Origin of the sequence: Methylocaldum sp. GT1BB (assembly GCF_051027545.1) — a bacterium.
GTDB lineage: Bacteria > Pseudomonadota > Gammaproteobacteria > Methylococcales > Methylococcaceae > Methylocaldum.
In genome coordinates, this window is sequence record NZ_CP194902.1 from 3,576,759 (window position 1) to 3,593,952 (window position 17,194).

Here is a 17,194-nt window from a genome sequence, read left to right on the forward strand (position 1 = left end):
CGCAACTGAGCCTGCTATCATCGGCGCAGGACTGCAATCATCCGGTCCAGGACCACTTTATTTGCAACTGATCACCGGCGGTTTCATTTTTGGATCGCTGTTGGCGCCATGACCATAAGCTCTCGATCGATGCGCTTCGTACCTCTGCGCATCCTATGCGGGCTTAAGTTTGCGACTCGTCACCAAAAACTGCTGGATACCAATATTTGATTGGATCACGAAACCACTTCTCATTGTTCGGTGCACAGAGCGCCTTCAATGGCTTCAAGTCCACGGAATATCGGGATAGCACGGCCATCAAGTCCGCTAAACACCCTTCATTGACCGGCCCATCAATCGTTACTTCCAGACAGCCACCTTTCACTCCCTTTACTCCCTTAACCGCAGGAATACTTTGCAGCCACTCAAAGAAATAATCCTCGTCTTGCGGCGAATAAAATGGACCTGGCTCTCTAATAACAATGCGCTGCTGTGTCATAACAAGTCGTTTATATTATCTTCTGGACGAACATTGATGTTTCTGCCGCCAGGCAACTGCACATCCCAATGCCGTCCGCCGTGAGCTCGCCCACCCTGTCCGGTTGGACACCAAACGCGGCCTTTGCTGTCTTGCCAACCATGGCTGCTACCTCCTTTCCCAGGATAAGGGTTAGGAACCCAGTTTTCACCATCTTTCGGATCTTCAAAGCCATTCTCCGGGCGTGGCTTACCTGGCGCTTTCGGTCCATTCGGGTTATAAGCGTTCTTAGGTGGCTTTGCGTTGTAAATACTGTCCACCGCATCGTGCATAGCATCGCTATGCATAGCATCGCTAAGACCATCAAGCGCCTTAGCTGTAGCGTTGTACTCCGGGCTTCCCGGCGGAAATACAAACGGCGGTGTCGGAACATTGTACTTGGCACTTTCTAACCCCAAAGGATCTACCCAGTTGATGGGATTATTCCCAACATAGGCATAAGTATTGATACCGCCCTTCAAACCAATCGGATCGCTCTCGAGATACCGCCCGAGGCTCGGATCGTAATCCCGGAAATAGTTGTAGTGGAGTCCAGTCTCGGCATCGTAATACTGCCCCGGCAGGCGCAAGTTGACGCTGACACTCGGATTGACGAGGCTCGTTTTCCCGAACGGTTCGGAGTCCGCCGCCCACACCACGGTTCCCGTCTCATTGGTGGCTTTGAGCGGCGCGCCCAGATGGTTCGGGTGGAGATAGCTCGGGTTGCCAAGGCTATCGAGTTGGACCAAGGGCCGGTCGTCCAGGTAGACATAAGCATTCTCGTCTGCCAGCAGCTTCCCGTCTAAATCGAAGCTGAAGTAGCGGGTTTGGCCAGTGACGGTCTTCGTGACCCGCCGCCCGAGGGCATCGTAGCCGTAGTCGGCAAGGACCGTGCTGCCTTGCTTCGCCTGGCTCAGCCGGCCGTTCGCCCCATAGACGAACTCGGTGGTCCCCGCCTGGAGGGTGTGGCCCGCCGCATCGTAGGCGTAGGTTTTAGTCACCGCGCCGGTTTGCGCCTGGAGCCGCTGGTCGGTCAGGCCATACTGGTAATGGGTAGTATTGGCGTCGTGGATCTCGCTCTGCCGGTTGCCGGTGGGGTCATAGGTGTAGGTGAGAGTGCCGTAGGGTCCGGCGGCCGAGACCAACCGGTCGAGGGCGTCGTAGCCGAAGCTCTGGCTGTGGGCGCTGTTGAGCGCATCGGTCAACCCAGTGAGATTCCCAACAGGGTCATAGGCATAGGCGAGACTCTGGAGCGTTCCGGTGGTTTGCCCGGTGAGTCGCCCATCGAGATCGAAGCTCCGGGTCCAGACGAGACCGTTGCCGTAGGTGAGGCTTTGGAGGGGGCCGAAGGGCTGGTACTGGATGTCACTCGCAAGGGTCTCGACCGGGCCACCGCCGGTGGTTTGGGTGATCGTTTGGACTTGCCCGTTCACGGCCCTAGCATAGTCGACCTGGTGCAGGGCGTTGTAGGTGATCCGGGTCAGAAGGTCGGCGGCATCGTACTGGTAGGCGATCGTCCCTTGCGTCAGCCCGCTCGCGGTCTCTTTTAGAGTCTGGCTGAGCACCGCCCCGGTCGGACTGTAGGCGAAGTCGGTCGAGGTCTGACTATCGCCGAGTTGGGTCAGCCGGCCGAGGCCGTAGGCGCCCTGATCATAGGAGTAGGTCACATCCGACGCCGTGCCGGGATAATCAATGCCGGTGAGCCGGTTGAGGGCATCGTAGCTCGAAGTCGCCAGGGTGCCGTTGGCATCGGTTCGCGTCAGCCGATTGCCGGCGCTGTCGTAGGTATAGTGGGTCGTGCCGGTATTGGGGCTCGTCTCCTGGAGCAGATCGCCGAAGCCGTTGTAGCTGTAGCTGGTGGTGAGATTGGCGGGGTCGGTCACCGCGAGGAGATGGTCCAGCGCATCGTAGCTGTAGCCGGTGCTGCCCGAGAGGGGGTCGGTTTCGGACACCAGCCGGTTCAGGGCATCGTAGGCGTAGGTCGTCACCCGGTTCAGAGGATCGGTGATGGAGGTCCGATTGCCATTGGCGTCGTAGCCTAACGCGGTGGTCTGGCCAGCGGCGCCGATCGACTGAGAAAGCCTCGAGAGGGTGTCATAGACCCACTGGTGTGTCCGGACCAGGGTATTGGCGGGATCGAACACCTCTTCCTTCGTCTTATGGCCGGCCAAATCGTAGGTGGTGTGGATGCGATTGCCCAAGGCATCGGTAATGTCGGTCAGCCGGTGGGCGGCATCATAGGTGTATTGGAGGTAAGCCCCGTCGGGCGGGGTCACTTTCGTCAACTGGCCGACCCCGTCGTACTCGAAGGTGGTGGTCTTGCCGTCCACGGTGCGACTGATGAGCCTTCCGCGGACGTCGTAGGTCAGATCGGTGATGACGCCGTTCGGATCGGTGATCCGCCCGACGCGGCCGTGGGCGTCGTAATTGCCGTAGGTGGTGACGTGCCCCAGGGCGTTGGTGATGGAGGTCAGATTGCCGCTGGTGTCGTAGGTCAGCGTGGCGACGTCGCTGACGTCGGTCCGAGGGCCATCGACGCTGGTGACTTGGCCAAAGCTGTTGTAGGTATAGCTCCAGGTCCGGCTCTGTCCGCCCGCGGTGATCGTTTTGGTCAGGCGGTTGCCGGCGGCATCGTAGGTGAAGGTCGTGGTCCGCCCCGGTTCGGTGATCTGGGTCGGCAGCCGGAAGCTGGCATGCCATCGGGTGGTGATGGTTCGAGCTTCTGGGCTCCCCACCGCTTCGGTGCGGCTCGTTTCGAGATTCCGGGTCAGATCGTATTGATAGGTGGTCTGAACGCCTCGAAAGTCGGTGCGGGAAGCGAGATTGCCGTTGGCATCAAAGGTCTGGCTGAGGGTTTTGGTGGTGCAGCCGGAAATGCAGGGTTCGGTGATCCCGGTATTCTTCCTGACTCCAAGTGTCGTTTGGAAGCCATAGGTTCGGCTGGTGCCGAGGGGATCGGTGACTGTCCGGGTGCCGTCGCTGTTGTACGCCACGGCGAACCAATCGGTGCCGCCGGCATGCTCGGTCGAAAGCGCCCGATTGGCGCTGTCGTATTTGAAAGTGGCGAAGCGGGTGCCATTCTCGTCCACGATCCCGGTCAGGGCATTTGGCAGGTTCGCCCCAGAGGTATAGGCCGGTTCGTTATAGACATAGGTCTTAAACTTTCCGTCCGGGTAGGTGACTTTAACGACATTGTTGTTCGTGGTGTTATCGTAGGTGTAACCATAAACCCCGCCGGCCGGATCAGTGACGGTAATCAGACGGTTTATGCCGTCATAGCCGAAGGTAAGGGTACGCCCCGTGGGATCGATTACTTGGTACAACCGACCGCCGCTGTAGGTCAGCGTCTGGGTGGCCCCCGCCCGGTTCTTGATCGAGACTAGCCGACCGTTGTAATCGTACGTCTCTTGCGAACCGTCCTCGGTCGTGATCACCGCGCCAGATGAGCCCAGCCACGCCAATTTGAAGTTGACGTCAGCGTCATAAGTGGCTTGGCCGTTCAGGAAACGAAAGGTGTAGAATCGACCATCCTCCCGAATGACCTTGGCCCACGAGGTACTGGGATACGGATATTCAATCCTTCGATCGTAGGTGTGCTGCCATACCTTGCCCAAGGTGCTCTGAGCACTGTAGTTGGCAACCGGGGTTTGGCTGTTATAGGTGCGTTTGAGTACGAGCGGGAACACCCCGTCGCCGCGATAGTCGACTTCAATCTGGTATTTATTGCCGATGCCGGTATGGATTGGGTTGCCGACACTGATGGGGTTCTCCTCAGGTTTTCCGGATGTGCATGTGTCGGGGCAACCCACATTTTTGGCGGTTGGAACACCATCCACAGTACAAAGTCCTTGCGCATTTCGCTGCTGTCCGACCGGACACGACGGCGCGTTGATGCACTGGGCCGGCGCCGAATAAGGCTCATACCGGCTGCCGCCGTATAAACACTCACCCCGAGTAAACCCACCCTGACTCCACGTGTAGTAAGGGGCCGGTCGGGCGCACGTTACCTGAAAGGTATTGCCGACCACCCATCCCAGGGCACCGTAATCAAAATCGACACTTTGCAGGGTGCCGTTAAAAGTTTGTTGACAGTAAAGGGTTCCCGTTTCAAAAGCGGAATCCCCTTCGACGTACACCCCGGTAGCACTAATCCACCAGGTAATCTTCGGGGAATAGGTGTCGGCCACGGCCAGATTGGGCAGCAGCGGGAGGATAAGGAAAACCGCTAGGCGTCCCGGAGTGAGGATCGCCCCTAAAAGCGTTATGAGCGCTGAACTCGCTTTGCTAGTGAAAGCCATCCCCCACCTCGCCTTCTTGTTGTTGTGCCGATCCGTTCTGGGTCCGATCGAGTCGGGCCTTCTTTAATTGCGGAATTGAAAGTGAGTCACCGGGCGTCCGTCTGTGACAAATTACCCAAATGGCTAAACAATCCTTCCCAAATTAGTGCCACGGGTCACATCAACTGTGCCGGACACAATGCCATACCCATTCCGTAACCAATAAGTTTAGTGGATCTTGATTTCCAGGCTTTGTAACCATTCATGCCAGAGCGCGGGGGCCTGCAAGACATTGACGCATAGCGCTATTCTTCAGAGAGTTCCTAAAATTCCCCGTGTCGGCGGTTCGATTCCGTCCTTAGCCACTCCAGCGTGTAAGCTGGCCATCAAGGGGGGATCGTCTGGTTAAGGTATACCCAACCGAGACGGCCAGACTGAGACAGTTTTCCCGTCTCATTAAGGTTGGTCCGGACCATTTGGAACACCGCCAGTCCCTGGTCTAAACCCTACCGACACAGTGGCAACTAACGCGGTCCTGGACCGGATGATTTCAGTCCTGCGGCGATGATGGCAGGCTCAGCGGCCGCAAACTCGGTCCCGGCGCTTCGGATAGTTGCGAATAATCCGGTTCTGAATTTGTGATGAATGCAGTCCTGATCGTTTCCGATTGCGATCCGCTACACCTATCTCAGAACTAACCCCTTCTCGATAGCATATGCAGTCAGTGCCGCCGCGCTATGAAGATCCAGCTTTTTCATTAAGTTCGCGCGGTGAGTTTCCACGGTCTTCACGCTGAGGTGGAGATATTGCGCGATCTCTTTGTTTTTATGGCCCTCGCCGATCAGTTTCAAAAGCTCTCGCTCCCGATGGGTCAAGCTGTCCCATGCTGACCGAGGCTCTTCCGCGCTCTTGACTTGCAGATACCCCTTTATGATTTTCCCTGAGACGCTCGGACTTAAATAGGTCTTCCCGATCAATACACTGCGGATGGCGATGCGTAGTTCCGCATGAGTGGCATCCTTTAGAACATAACCGTCTGCGCCGGATCTCAGGGCCGCGAGGATGTATTCTTCGACATCGTGCACTGTCAGTACCAGGATCTTCGATTGCGGCGCTCGTTTTTTGATTTCTTGGATGGCCTCCAAGCCCCCTAGCTTGGGCATGGACAGATCCAGCAAGATGAGATCCGCTATGACTTCGCGACATCGCCGGATGAGTTCGATGCCGTTATGGACTTCGCAGACGACTTCCAGATCCCGATCTTGCGACAAGAGCATCCGTAATCCTTCCCGCAAAATCGTATGGTCTTCGGCTATGCAGATTCGTTTTTTTTCTTCCATGGCAAAACGCTACTTTGTTTTCGCTCATCTTCTACGGCGAAGAAGCCGAACCAAATAAGCAAAACTCCTTAGTGCCGGAAACAAAGCGAGCGTGTACGGTCAAATGATCGGATAAGCAGCGCGTTGGATGCTTGAACAGGATTTCTTTTCGACGCGCAAAGGGATATGTGCTTTCCGCATTTTTCAAGGAACTCGCGGTCGTGTGCAAAATATTAATCGTCGATGACAACGCGTCTTTTCGGCGCTTTCTTAAAGCGTTTCTCAGCGATCAGTTCGCTCACCTCGGCATTGTCGAAGCCGAGAACGGTGCAGCAGCGATGAGAATAATCGACGGAGTCAGGCCCGACCTGATTTTCATGGATCTCAAGCTGCCCGGCGAAAACGGTCTCGTACTGACCCGCAAGATAAAGACAATTTATTCTCCCGCCATCGTCATTCTGACCAGCTACGACGCGGTCGAGTATCGTGAAGCCGCTTCGGCATGCGGCGCCGATTATTTCCTGGCCAAGGATGCGGCAAGCGGCGCTGAAGTCTTCTCGTTGACCCAGTCGTTTTTGTCGGGTCTTCCGCCACAACTCTAGTCTTATTGTTTTCTCACAGCTCTACTAACGGCTGCCCGGCAGCCGGCAGCTATTCCATTGCCCCCTCAAAGGAGAGCATCAATGGGATAGGCTCGAAAATGCGGACCTTATCGATGAGATGGATCGATAAGCGGCGTTTACTCTTGATCGGCGACGGGCGCCGACGGCTGTGGACTCGTCTCTATGGCTTTCAAGGCGTGAAAAAAGTCATGGCCAGATCGACATGCTCGCGAGGTCAGGTTCGCTAGCGCGGGTTGAGGTGAAGCCCGATACATTAGCGGACCGACTATCGCAATAAAGATATAAGAGGACGCGATTTGGCTGGCGTCGTGATTAAGCCTTGTGAGCAGCATGCAAAGGGATAGGCTCCGAATCAGCATCAGGGCGTACCTGGCAACTATATCCCTGTTCCTTTTCGAATCGGCTGCCGGCGCGCAGCAACTGACGCCGGCGGAAACGCGCGGAACGCACATTTATCTCCGAGGCGAAAGTCTGTCCGGAACGCCTGTTACAGCGCTGATGGGCGACGACGATGCGGAACTGAACGGACGCGCGCTTCCTTGTGCCAGCTGCCATGGCAAAGACGGACTCGGGCGGGCCGAAGGTGGCCTGACACCGTCCAACATCACCTGGACCAATCTCGCCAAACCTTACGGCCACGCCCATTCCTACGGGAGAACACATCCGCCGTTCACCGACGAAACACTTGCACGGGCTATTACGCAAGGCCTCGACCCGGCGCGCAACAAGCTTGATAAGGGAATGCCGCGGTACCGAATGTCGGCTCGGGATCTCGCGGATTTGATCGCTTATATCAAGCGCATCGAGGGCGACCACGATTCTGGGCTGAGCGACAGCATCATCCGTGTAGGAGTGTTGATTCCGGCCGATCAAAAGGGCGAGAGAATACGGCGGGTCATTACCGCCTATTTCCGAGCGCGAAATAACGAGGGCGGCTATTTCGGCCGAACCGTAGAGCCGGTGTTTCTTGACGGCGAAAAATCTGGCTCCGGGTTAAGAACATCGATCGAGGAGAAGGATGTGTTCGCCATTTTCGGATTCGCTTCCCCTCGAGCACAAGCCGATCTTGCCGATATAGCAAAAGCGTTGCGCATCCCGGTAATCGAGCCTTCTCCGGAGTTTCCGGATCCCGAGCGCGCAGTCAATCCGTTTACGTTTTATCTGCTGTCCGGGATAAGCGAGCAGAGTCTACTATTGGCAGATTACACGGCTCGAGTTCTCGCCAAGCGCGGCTTCGTTCTTGCGATCGTTCACGGTCCGGGAGCAGCATCGAGTATGCTGACTCAGCGCATTCTTAAACGCATTCGAAGCAAAAACCTCGGAACTCTGGAACCTATCGAATATGTCGGAACCCGCGGGCACGCCGAGGAGACTGTCAACGCCCTTCGCCAGCGTCGCGTGCGGGCCGTCATTTTTTTTCGGTACGGACGATGAACTCGGGGAGTTTTACCGGAGTGCACTGAAAACGACCTGGAGACCATGGGTGTTACTGCCCGGTGCCCTGGCCGGGACGTCGGTGCTTCAGGCACCACCGGATTTTCGTCAACGTCTGCTGATCGGTTATCCGACGCTTCCCCGCGACCGTGCGCCCGAGAAGATCGCCGAACTTGCGGTCCTCGCCGGTACGCAGTCGCCTGAGCATTCGGAGGTCGTCACCTATGTTATGGCCCGCTTATTCGAAGAAGGGCTGCGGCGTGCCGGCCGGCGCTTGGGAAGAGATAGCTTCATGTCCGCACTGAAAAACCTGAACGGCTACGATACCGGTTTGCTCCCGCCAATTTCATTTGGGGACCGTCGGTGGCTCGGGGTGGCCGGAGCATACGTCGTTTCTCTTGACCCGGCATCGCCAACACAGGCGACGTGGGTCGAAGACGACAACTGATCATGCACGAGTTCCGGGAGAACGCTTTCATTGAGAAGCCTTGTTAAAACGCTTCCTCCCATGACTTGGACAGAACCATGGCCGAGTGAATGATCCCGACCATGGAATAGGTCTGCGGGAAATTGCCCCACATTTCGCCGGTTTGCGGATCGGTGTCTTCGGACAAGAGCCCAAGATGGTTCCGGCAGTTGAGCATTTCCTCGAATATGGCGCGGGCGTCTTCCTTTCTGCCGATGGCCGCCAAAGCGCCGATCATCCAAAAGGTGCAGATATTGAAGGCGTTTTGCGGTGCGCCGAAGTCGTCCGGTTCCACATACCGCATCATGTGATTGCCGCGCCGCAATTCCTTTTCCACCGCCTCGACGGTACCGATGAAGCGGGGATCATTCGCAGCGAGGAACTGAAGGTCGTGGAGAAGCAAAAGGCTCGCATCGAGTTCGGAGCCGCCGAAGCTTCCGACGAAGGTATTGCGTCCGGGATCGTAGGCATGCTCCATGATTTCGGTCCGAATCCGCTCGGCCTGGGAGCGCCAATATTGAGCGCGGTCGTGCAGCTCCATGTGATCGGCGATGCGGGCCAAACGATCGCAGCCGGCCCAGCACATCACTGCCGAAAAGGTATGGATGCGGGCGAACCCGCGGAACTCCCAGAGACTCGCATCCGGTACGTTATACAGCCTGGTGCATTGGCGGCCGAGATTTTCCAGGCGTTCGAAAAGACGCTGATCTCCAGGATGCGCGAGGCGGCGGTCGAAGAAGGCCTGGGTGGCGGCCATGATCACGCTGCCGTAGATGTCGTTCTGGATGTGCTCATAGGCCTGATTCCCGACCCGTACCGGCCTGTGATTCCGATAGCCCCTGAGAGAGCTGATCCGGCATTCGATCAATTTTTTCTCCAGGGCGATGCCGTAGACCGGCTGAAGCAGGCTATCGTCGGCCTCGGCCGCGATATTCGAGATATAGTCCAGATATTCCTCCATGGTTCCGGTCGCGCCAAGCCGGTTTAGGGCGCTCACGACGAAATAGGCGTCGCGCAGCCAGCAATAGCGATAATCCCAATTGCGTTCCGTGCCGGCCGCTTCGGGGATGGATGTGGTCATGGCGGCAATGACGGCACCGGTTTCCTCGAAACAGCACAGCTTGAGGGTGATGGCGGCGCGGATCACGGCCTTCTGCCATTCGAAAGGAATGGACAGCGATCGGGTCCATTCGCGCCAATACAGCAGGGTTTGCTCGTAGCTTTCGCGGGTTGCTTCGGCCACCGTATAACGCAGCGGTTCGTCGGGACCGAAGGTGATCGCCGAAGGTTCCTCCAGCAGAAAGGGCGTCTCGTCCAATATGTAGGAAACCGGCATGTCGGTGCTCATGCGGAAACACATACCGGGAGCGACGAACTGGATATAGTTGGACCCCTGGATGGTTTGCATGGGTTTGACGCCGTAGTCGTAGGTCGGCCGCACTCTGACGGAAATCCGCGGCGTGCCGTTGATCGGCTGAAGCCTTCTGATCAGCCGTTGCGAACGATGCATATGGCCGTACCGTCGGAAACGCGGGGCAAAGTCGGTAATTTGCACCGCAGCGCCGTGCTGATCGTAAAGCGTGGTTACCAGGATAGCGGTGTTGTGCTCGTAGTGCTGTTCGCTATGGGAGAAATCGTCGATCACGATGTCGAAGAATCCTTCCTGCACCTCGTCCTCATCGCCGTTGATCAGGCTGCAAAAAATCGGATCGCCGTCGAAACGGGGCAAGCAGCACCAGACGATACGCCCCTTGCGGTCGATCAGTGCGCTGTACATGCAGTTGCCGATAATGCCGAGTTCGAGGTTGCTCATAGCGGTTCCCTATACGTTTTGATCGTTTCAAACATGCCCGTCGCGGGCGCCACATCACCGAAGGCGCTTCGACAGACTGTCGTTTCAATGGTTCCGCAAAAAATTTTCGCCGGTATCGGCGTCGAACAGTTGAATCTTCGTGGCGTCGTAAGTCAGCTCGATCCTATCGCCGCGTTTCAGCCGGAGGTCGGGAGGCACTCGGACAATCAGAACCAGTCCAGCTGGATGAGTTCCCGGCTCGACAACCGCCGATTTGTCCCTGGATGGCCGGAGTGACGGGGCCGGCTGAACATGAAGATAAAGATCCGCGCCCAGCCATTCGACCGAAATGATTTCAGCCGGAAAAACGGGGCCGGCTCTACGCGACGTTCCCGGCAAACAAAAATGTTCCGGACGGATGCCGGCGACGACGTAGCGGTTGCTCAGGCGCTCTAACGGAAAGGAAGGCGGCAGGGGGCAAGGCCCCATAGGCAGCAGCACGCCGGTATCGCCGATCTCGGCATTCAGGAAGTTCATCGACGGCGATCCGATGAAGCCCGCCACGAATTCGTTACGGGGCGTCTCGTACAGTTCCTTCGGCGTTCCGATCTGCTGGACTTCTCCGCTTCGCAATATCGCCACACGATCGCCCAGCACCATGGCTTCGGTTTGGTCGTGAGTGACGTAAACGGTCGTGATGCCCAGCCTTTCCTGGAGGGCCGCGATCTCGGTGCGCATTTGAACGCGCAGCCGAGCATCGAGATTCGATAGGGGCTCGTCCAACAAGAACACCTGGGGTCTTCGCACGATCGCTCGTCCCATGGCTACCCGCTGGCGCTGTCCTCCGGACAGGTCCGAAGGTTTGCGGTCGAGCAGCGGGTCCAGTTGGAGGATGGCCGCGACCTCGTCCACCCGCCGCTTGATTTCGTCCCGCGCCAGTTTGGCCAATTTGAGCGGAAACGAGATGTTCTCCCTGACCGTCATATGGGGGTAGAGCGCATAGCTTTGGAATACCATCGCCATGTTGCGGTCCTTGGGGTCGAGTTCATTGATCCTGTTGCCGTCGACCCGGATTTCGCCCTCGGTGATGTCTTCCAGACCGACGATCATGTTCAGCAGGGTCGACTTGCCGCAGCCTGACGGTCCCACGAGAATGAAAAACTCGCCGTCCTTGACGGTGAAATTTGCCTTTCTGATCGCCCAGGCCCCACCGGCAAAGCGTTTGCTCACGTGATCGAAGACGATTTCGGCCATTTTTGCTACTCCCGGTCATCCTTTGACGGCACCGGCCGTAAGTCCGGCAATGATGCGGCGCTGGAACATCAGGACCAGTGCGATGATCGGTATCGTGACCACTACGGAAGCGGCGGCGATGGAACCGGTAGGCAGCTCGAATTGGGAACTTCCCGTAAAAAACGCGATGGCGACCGGCACGGTGCGGGCCCGATCCGTGGACGTGAGGGACGCGGCGAACAAAAAATCGTTCCACGCGAAAATGAAGACCAAGATGGCCGAAGCGACGATTCCCGGCGCCACCAGCGGCAAGATGACGAGCCGAAAGGCTTGCGACGGGGTGGCGCCGTCGACCCGTGCGGCTCGCTCCAGGTCCCACGGGATTTCGCGAAAAAAAGCGGTCAAGGTCCAAATGGCGAGCGGCAAGGTGAAGCTCAGATAGGGAAGGATCAAGCCCGGCCAGGTGTCGAAAAGACGCAGCGTGCGCCAGAGTTCGAACAAGGGACCGACCACGGATATCGGCGGAAACATGGCTACTGCGAGCGTGCCGTAAAAAATCCAGTGTTTGCCGCGAAAGTCGAGCCGAACGATGGCGTACGCCGCAAAGATGGCGATTATTATGGACAACCCGGTGGCGATCGAAGCGATGCCCACGGAGTTCAAGAGCGCCGCCGGAAATTGCGGGTCGTTAAAGACCGTTCGGTAGTGCTCGAGACTGAGCGTGTCCGGGAAAAAACGCGCATTGCCGAGTTCGCGCCCAGGCTTGAGCGACAGCGATATGATCCAAATCACGGGCAACAAGGCGTAAGTAACAACGAGGAGACTTCCCAAGGCGCCGAGGAATCCGTCCATACCTGCGAATCGTATTCGCATGTCACCGTCCCGTGCGGAGCAAGGGCGTTCCGAAGCTCTTGGTGAAGAGCAGAGCGATCGCGAGCGTGCACAGAAAAATCAGCACCGATACCGCCGAACCCAAACCCAGGTTGAGACGGGCAATCAGCGTGTTGTATCCAATCACCGATACCGATTCGGTGCCATGCGCGCCGCGTGTCAGAACATAGACCGAATCGAAGATGCGAAAAGCATCCAAGGTCCGGAACAGCAGCGCCACCAAGATGGACGGTTTCATCAAGGGCAGGGTAATGAGACGGAAGCGCTGTAAGGCGGATGCTCCGTCGACCCGAGCCGCCCTGAGCACATCATCCGGAATGAGGCTCAGGCCGGCCAGCAGCAAAAGAGCCATGAACGGTGTGGTTTTCCAGATCTCGCTGAGTATGATGACGCCGAATGCCGACCAGCGTTCGTTGAGCCAGGCTCGATCGACGCCGAGCAGGCTGTTGACGAATCCGGTGGTCGGATCGAATGCGAACTTCCAGGCGAGAGCTGCTACCACGGTGATGATGGCGTAAGGCACCAAAGCCGCCGAACGGACCGTTCGGCGTCCGAACACGGCTTTATGCATGAGCAGTGCGAGAGCGAAGCCGAGCACCAGCTCGAAAAAAACCGAAATGGTCGTGATCAGAAGCGTATTTCCAAGCGCCTGCCACCATACTTCCGAACTTAATACGCTGAAGTAGTTGCCGATGCCTATGAAATCGGGCGGAGCCGCGTGGCGTAGGTCGTAGCGGTAAAGCGAGAGCCGGACGGCATCGAGAATGGGATAGGCCGTAACCAAAGCCATCGCGGCTAGAGCCGGGGTGCAAAAAAGCCATCCTTTGACGTTCTGGACACGCCTCATAGCAAGCCTTCCGAACGCAATGCTCGTTGCACGGCTTTCCGCAAGCGAGTCGTATCCCGGTCCGGCTCGATGTCGCGCATGGGATGAAGGGTGCGGCTGATGGCGAGGGACACGTCGGCGTAGAGCGGCGTTTGAGGACGTTCCACCGCATCGTTCAAGGCCGCTCGCAGCACGTCCGCGAACGGCAGCCGGCGACGCACGGCCGGATCGTTATAAAGGGCGGACACGGTGGGTGGAAGTCCCCCGCGTTGTGCGGCGATCCGCTGATTATCCCTGCTTGCTAGGCATTCGGCCGCGTTGAAGGCGAGTTCGGGATAACGCGAGTAGGTGCTGACGGCGAGATCGATGCCTCCGACCGTCACCCGGCTGGGCCGGCCGGGCAGAACCGCGGGCCAGCGTGCCCAGCCCATGTTCGCCGCGACGTCGGGCGCGTTCTGCCGAGCGCTGGGCCAGACGAAGGTATAGTTGAGCATGAATGCCGAATTGCCGGTTTCGAAAGCCAGCCGCGCCTGGTCTTCGCGGCTGGTGGACAGCCCCGGATCGGCCGCGGGAGAAGTCGCCAACCGCTTCATCACCTGAAGAGCTTTACGGGTGGGTTCGGGCTCCAGGGAGACCTGCTGTCCCCCAGCATCCAGGACCGTGCCCCCGGCCGAGGCGAGCAGGGATACAAAAAGGACGGTCAGCCCCTCATAGCGTTCGCCCTGAACCTGAATCCGGCCATTCCTGCCCAACTTCTCGGCCGAATCGATCATCTCGTCCCAGGTATCCGGCGGTGTCGGGACACGGTCGGTTCGATACCAAAGCAATTGGACATTGGTCGTGAAAGGCGTCGCCCAGAACACATTCTTATAAGTAGCGGTTTGAACCGTTATCGGAAACCGACCGGCTGAAGCCCGGCGGGTCGATCTCATCGGCCATTCCCGTATCCAGCCCGCTTCGGCGAATTCGGCGGTCCAGATCACGTCCATCCCGATGATGTCGATAGATTCGTCGCCTGCAGCCAGGCGGCGCGTCAATTGCTCCCTTTGCTGATCGGCATCGGCCGGCAGAGAGACGACATCGATGCGATAGCGGTCTTTTGCGAATTCGGTGCAGCGCCGGGCGGCTTCTCGGAAGGCGCCGGAAGGTTCGTCGAACACATACCAGGTCAAATGAGGCGGTCCGACGGGTTCCGGATTGCGGCAGGACCACACCGGCAAACCGAGGGACAGAAGAAACAGCAGGCGCAGTAGCGCGATCGAGCACCGCGACGAGATGCGGGCCGGCCACTTGTTGACTTGAAAAAACCGTCCCGCTCTCAGGCGGTAGACGCCCATCCGGAAGTCCATTCTCCTCGGAGTTCAAACGTGCTTGTGGCCCGAAGTGGAACATCGGCACAGGTTTCGTGTCAAGTGTGGCTGAGCATTGCAAAAGATCGAGAAGAGGGTGCCGTTTATTGGAAATACGCTTCCCGGCATAAACTCGGGTGTTTAGCGTCGAACGTATGGCCGACGATTAATTCTAAACTAATAAGAGGACAATACAGCGGAGTGGGCTCGAGTTCGGCCATCGCTAAGTATTGTGTATCGCTCGGCAAGCAGTGCGAAACAGTTTTGTTACATGCTCGATGAGGTTCTCTTTGGCATAAAGTTTTTCTTGGGTGTCTCGCAGCCGAGGAACCGAAATATGTTAGGCTACGTCTTAGCGGTAAGAGCCGCGAGCGCCGCATTTATTGCATAGTGCGGATGGATGAGAAAGCCACGTTCGCTATGATAGGGACAGTTAATACGCTCGTTGTCTCAACCAGCAAAATATCGAACGAGGCAGCTTGCGGTCCTCTCGCCGGAGACGTTAAGACCTTTTTGAGCATCTGCTGATTGCAGAGGAGACCTCGCATCTATGGGTATCTTCGATCACTATCAATCCCGCTATGAAAAAGCGCGCGAAGAAGAGTATTCGCTTCAGGAATATCTAGAAATTTGCCGTAAGGATCCGACGGCCTACGCCAGTCCAGCCGAGCGTATGCTGATCGCCATCGGCGAACCCGAACTGGTCGATACCAGGCTCGATCCGCGCCTTTCACGCATTTTCGCCAATAAAGTCATCAAGCGCTATCCGGCTTTTGCCGATTTTTACGGCATGGAGGAAACCATTGAGCAGATGGTGGCATTTTTCCGCCACGCCGCTCAGGGGCTGGAAGAGCGCAAACAGATTCTGTACTTGCTGGGCCCGGTCGGAGGCGGCAAGTCTTCGCTGGCCGAGAAGTTGAAGCACCTCATGGAGCAGGTGCCGTTTTACGCCATCAAGGGTTCGCCCATCAACGAATCGCCGCTGGGACTGTTCGACCCCGAAGAGGACGGTCCGATTCTCGAAAACGAATACGGTATCCCGCGCCGTTACTTCAATACGATCATGTCGCCTTGGGCGGTGAAACGCCTGCACGAGTACAACGGCGATATCACCAAATTTCGCGTCGTCAAGGTGCGCCCGTCCATGTTGGATCAGCGGGCGGTGTCGAAGACCGAACCGGGCGACGAAAACAACCAGGACATCTCGTCCTTGGTCGGCAAGGTCGACATCCGGAAGCTGGAGCGCTTCAGCCAGGACGATCCGGATGCCTACAGCTTCTCGGGCGGCCTTTGCCTCGGCAACCGAGGTATCATGGAATTCGTGGAGATGTTCAAGGCGCCGATCAAGGTGCTGCATCCTCTCCTGACGGCGACCCAGGAGGGCAATTACAAAGGTACCGAAGGGCTTTCGGCCATTCCGTTCGAGGGCATCATCATGGCCCATTCGAACGAGTCCGAGTGGTTGCAGTTCAAGAACAACAAGAACAACGAGGCGTTTCTGGACCGTGTCTATGTGGTCAAAGTGCCTTATTGCCTAAGGGTTTCAGAAGAGATCAAGATTTACGAGAAACTCTTGATCCACAGTTCGCTGTCCGATTCGCCCTGCGCACCCCACACACTGAAAATGCTGGCGCAGTTCGCGGTGCTGTCGAGGCTTAAAGAACCGGAGAACTCCAATGTTTACTCGAAAATGCGGGTTTACGACGGCGAGAACCTGAAGGACACCGATCCCAAGGCGAAATCCTATCAGGAATACCGGGACTTCGCGGGCGTGGACGAAGGGATGACCGGTCTTTCCACGCGCTTCGCGTTCAAGATCCTGTCGAAAGTGTTCAACTTCGACCATTCCGAAGTCGCGGCGAATCCCGTTCACTTGCTGTATACGCTGGAACAGCAGATCACGCAGGAGCAATTCCCGCCGGAGGTGCAGGAGCGTTATCTGCGCTTCATCAAGGAATTCCTGGTGCCGCGCTATGTGGATTTCATCGGCAAGGAAATCCAGACCGCTTACCTGGAATCGTATTCCGAGTACGGACAGAACATCTTCGACCGGTATGTTACGTACGCCGACTACTGGATACAGGATCAGGAATACCGCGATCCGGATACCGGCGAGAGTTTCGACCGCAGGGCGCTCAACGAGGAACTCGAAAAGATCGAAAAACCGGCAGGCATCAGCAATCCCAAGGATTTCCGCAATGAAGTGGTGAACTTCGTGCTGCGTGCCCGCGCCAAGAACGCCGGCAAGAATCCGGCCTGGACCAGCTATGAAAAGCTGCGTGCGGTCATCGAGAAGAAGATGTTCGCCAATACGGAAGAACTGCTGCCGGTGATCTCCTTCAACGCCAAGGCGTCGCTGGACGATCAGAAGAAACATGAGGAATTCGTGAACCGCATGGTTCACAAAGGGTACACGCCCAAGCAGGTGCGGCTGTTGTGCGAATGGTATCTCAGGGTGCGCAAGTCCTCTTAACCGAGCGATAGGTAT

General features: G+C 57.3%; 12 protein-coding genes. 4 read left to right on the forward strand and 8 right to left on the reverse strand.

What is annotated here, in order from left to right:
• Window positions 1-163: 163 nt before the first annotated feature.
• The 3 genes from ACR2TX_RS17325 to ACR2TX_RS17335 all read right to left on the reverse strand — a co-directional run bounded on the left by ACR2TX_RS17325 (window position 164) and on the right by ACR2TX_RS17335 (window position 6,113).
• Window positions 164-478 carry a hypothetical protein gene (locus tag ACR2TX_RS17325; RefSeq protein ID WP_434130326.1) on the reverse strand — a complete coding sequence of 105 codons (315 nt, stop codon included), beginning with the start codon at window positions 476-478 and terminating at the stop codon, window positions 164-166.
• Window positions 475-4,794, reverse strand: coding sequence for an RHS repeat-associated core domain-containing protein (locus ACR2TX_RS17330; RefSeq protein WP_434130328.1), 4,320 nt, complete (start codon window positions 4,792-4,794; stop codon window positions 475-477). Before ACR2TX_RS17330 ends, ACR2TX_RS17325 begins: the two co-directional genes overlap by 4 nt.
• A 662-nt stretch (window positions 4,795-5,456) precedes the next feature.
• On the reverse strand, window positions 5,457-6,113 hold the full coding sequence (locus ACR2TX_RS17335; RefSeq protein ID WP_347257654.1) for a response regulator transcription factor: 657 nt from the start codon (window positions 6,111-6,113) through the stop codon (window positions 5,457-5,459).
• A 200-nt stretch (window positions 6,114-6,313) separates the two neighbouring features.
• Here ACR2TX_RS17335 and ACR2TX_RS17340 point away from each other — a divergent pair, with 200 nt between their 5' ends.
• The 3 genes from ACR2TX_RS17340 to ACR2TX_RS17350 all read left to right on the forward strand — a co-directional run bounded on the left by ACR2TX_RS17340 (window position 6,314) and on the right by ACR2TX_RS17350 (window position 8,597).
• A complete protein-coding gene (locus tag ACR2TX_RS17340) occupies window positions 6,314-6,694 on the forward strand; it encodes a response regulator (RefSeq protein ID WP_168183716.1) in 381 nt (126 codons plus the stop codon).
• 351 nt (window positions 6,695-7,045) lie between these two features.
• On the forward strand, window positions 7,046-8,149 hold the full coding sequence (locus ACR2TX_RS17345; protein WP_077729594.1) for a cytochrome c/ABC transporter substrate-binding protein: 1,104 nt from the start codon (window positions 7,046-7,048) through the stop codon (window positions 8,147-8,149).
• A gap of 49 nt (window positions 8,150-8,198) precedes the next feature.
• The gene (locus tag ACR2TX_RS17350) at window positions 8,199-8,597 is read left to right on the forward strand and encodes a hypothetical protein (RefSeq protein ID WP_077729593.1); all 399 of its coding nucleotides are present in this window, start codon (window positions 8,199-8,201) and stop codon (window positions 8,595-8,597) included.
• A 43-nt stretch (window positions 8,598-8,640) separates the two neighbouring features.
• Here ACR2TX_RS17350 and ACR2TX_RS17355 read toward each other — a convergent pair whose 3' ends face one another.
• The 5 genes from ACR2TX_RS17355 to ACR2TX_RS17375 form a co-directional block, all read right to left on the reverse strand.
• Window positions 8,641-10,428, reverse strand: coding sequence for a glycoside hydrolase family 15 protein (locus ACR2TX_RS17355; protein ID WP_434130330.1), 1,788 nt, complete (start codon window positions 10,426-10,428; stop codon window positions 8,641-8,643).
• An 84-nt stretch (window positions 10,429-10,512) separates the two neighbouring features.
• A complete protein-coding gene (locus tag ACR2TX_RS17360; protein ID WP_434130332.1) occupies window positions 10,513-11,661 on the reverse strand; it encodes an ABC transporter ATP-binding protein in 1,149 nt (382 codons plus the stop codon).
• A 15-nt stretch (window positions 11,662-11,676) separates the two neighbouring features.
• Entirely contained in the window at window positions 11,677-12,492 is an 816-nt protein-coding gene (locus ACR2TX_RS17365) for a carbohydrate ABC transporter permease (RefSeq protein WP_166642413.1), read from the reverse strand.
• A 22-nt stretch (window positions 12,493-12,514) separates the two neighbouring features.
• Complete coding sequence (locus ACR2TX_RS17370) at window positions 12,515-13,378, reverse strand: carbohydrate ABC transporter permease (RefSeq protein ID WP_434130334.1); 864 nt, start codon at window positions 13,376-13,378, stop codon at window positions 12,515-12,517.
• Entirely contained in the window at window positions 13,375-14,706 is a 1,332-nt protein-coding gene (locus ACR2TX_RS17375; RefSeq protein ID WP_240502452.1) for an ABC transporter substrate-binding protein, read from the reverse strand. Before ACR2TX_RS17375 ends, ACR2TX_RS17370 begins: the two co-directional genes overlap by 4 nt.
• Before the next feature lie 550 nt (window positions 14,707-15,256).
• Here ACR2TX_RS17375 and ACR2TX_RS17380 point away from each other — a divergent pair.
• Complete coding sequence (locus ACR2TX_RS17380; RefSeq protein WP_077729586.1) at window positions 15,257-17,179, forward strand: PrkA family serine protein kinase; 1,923 nt, start codon at window positions 15,257-15,259, stop codon at window positions 17,177-17,179.
• Window positions 17,180-17,194 lie beyond the last annotated feature (15 nt).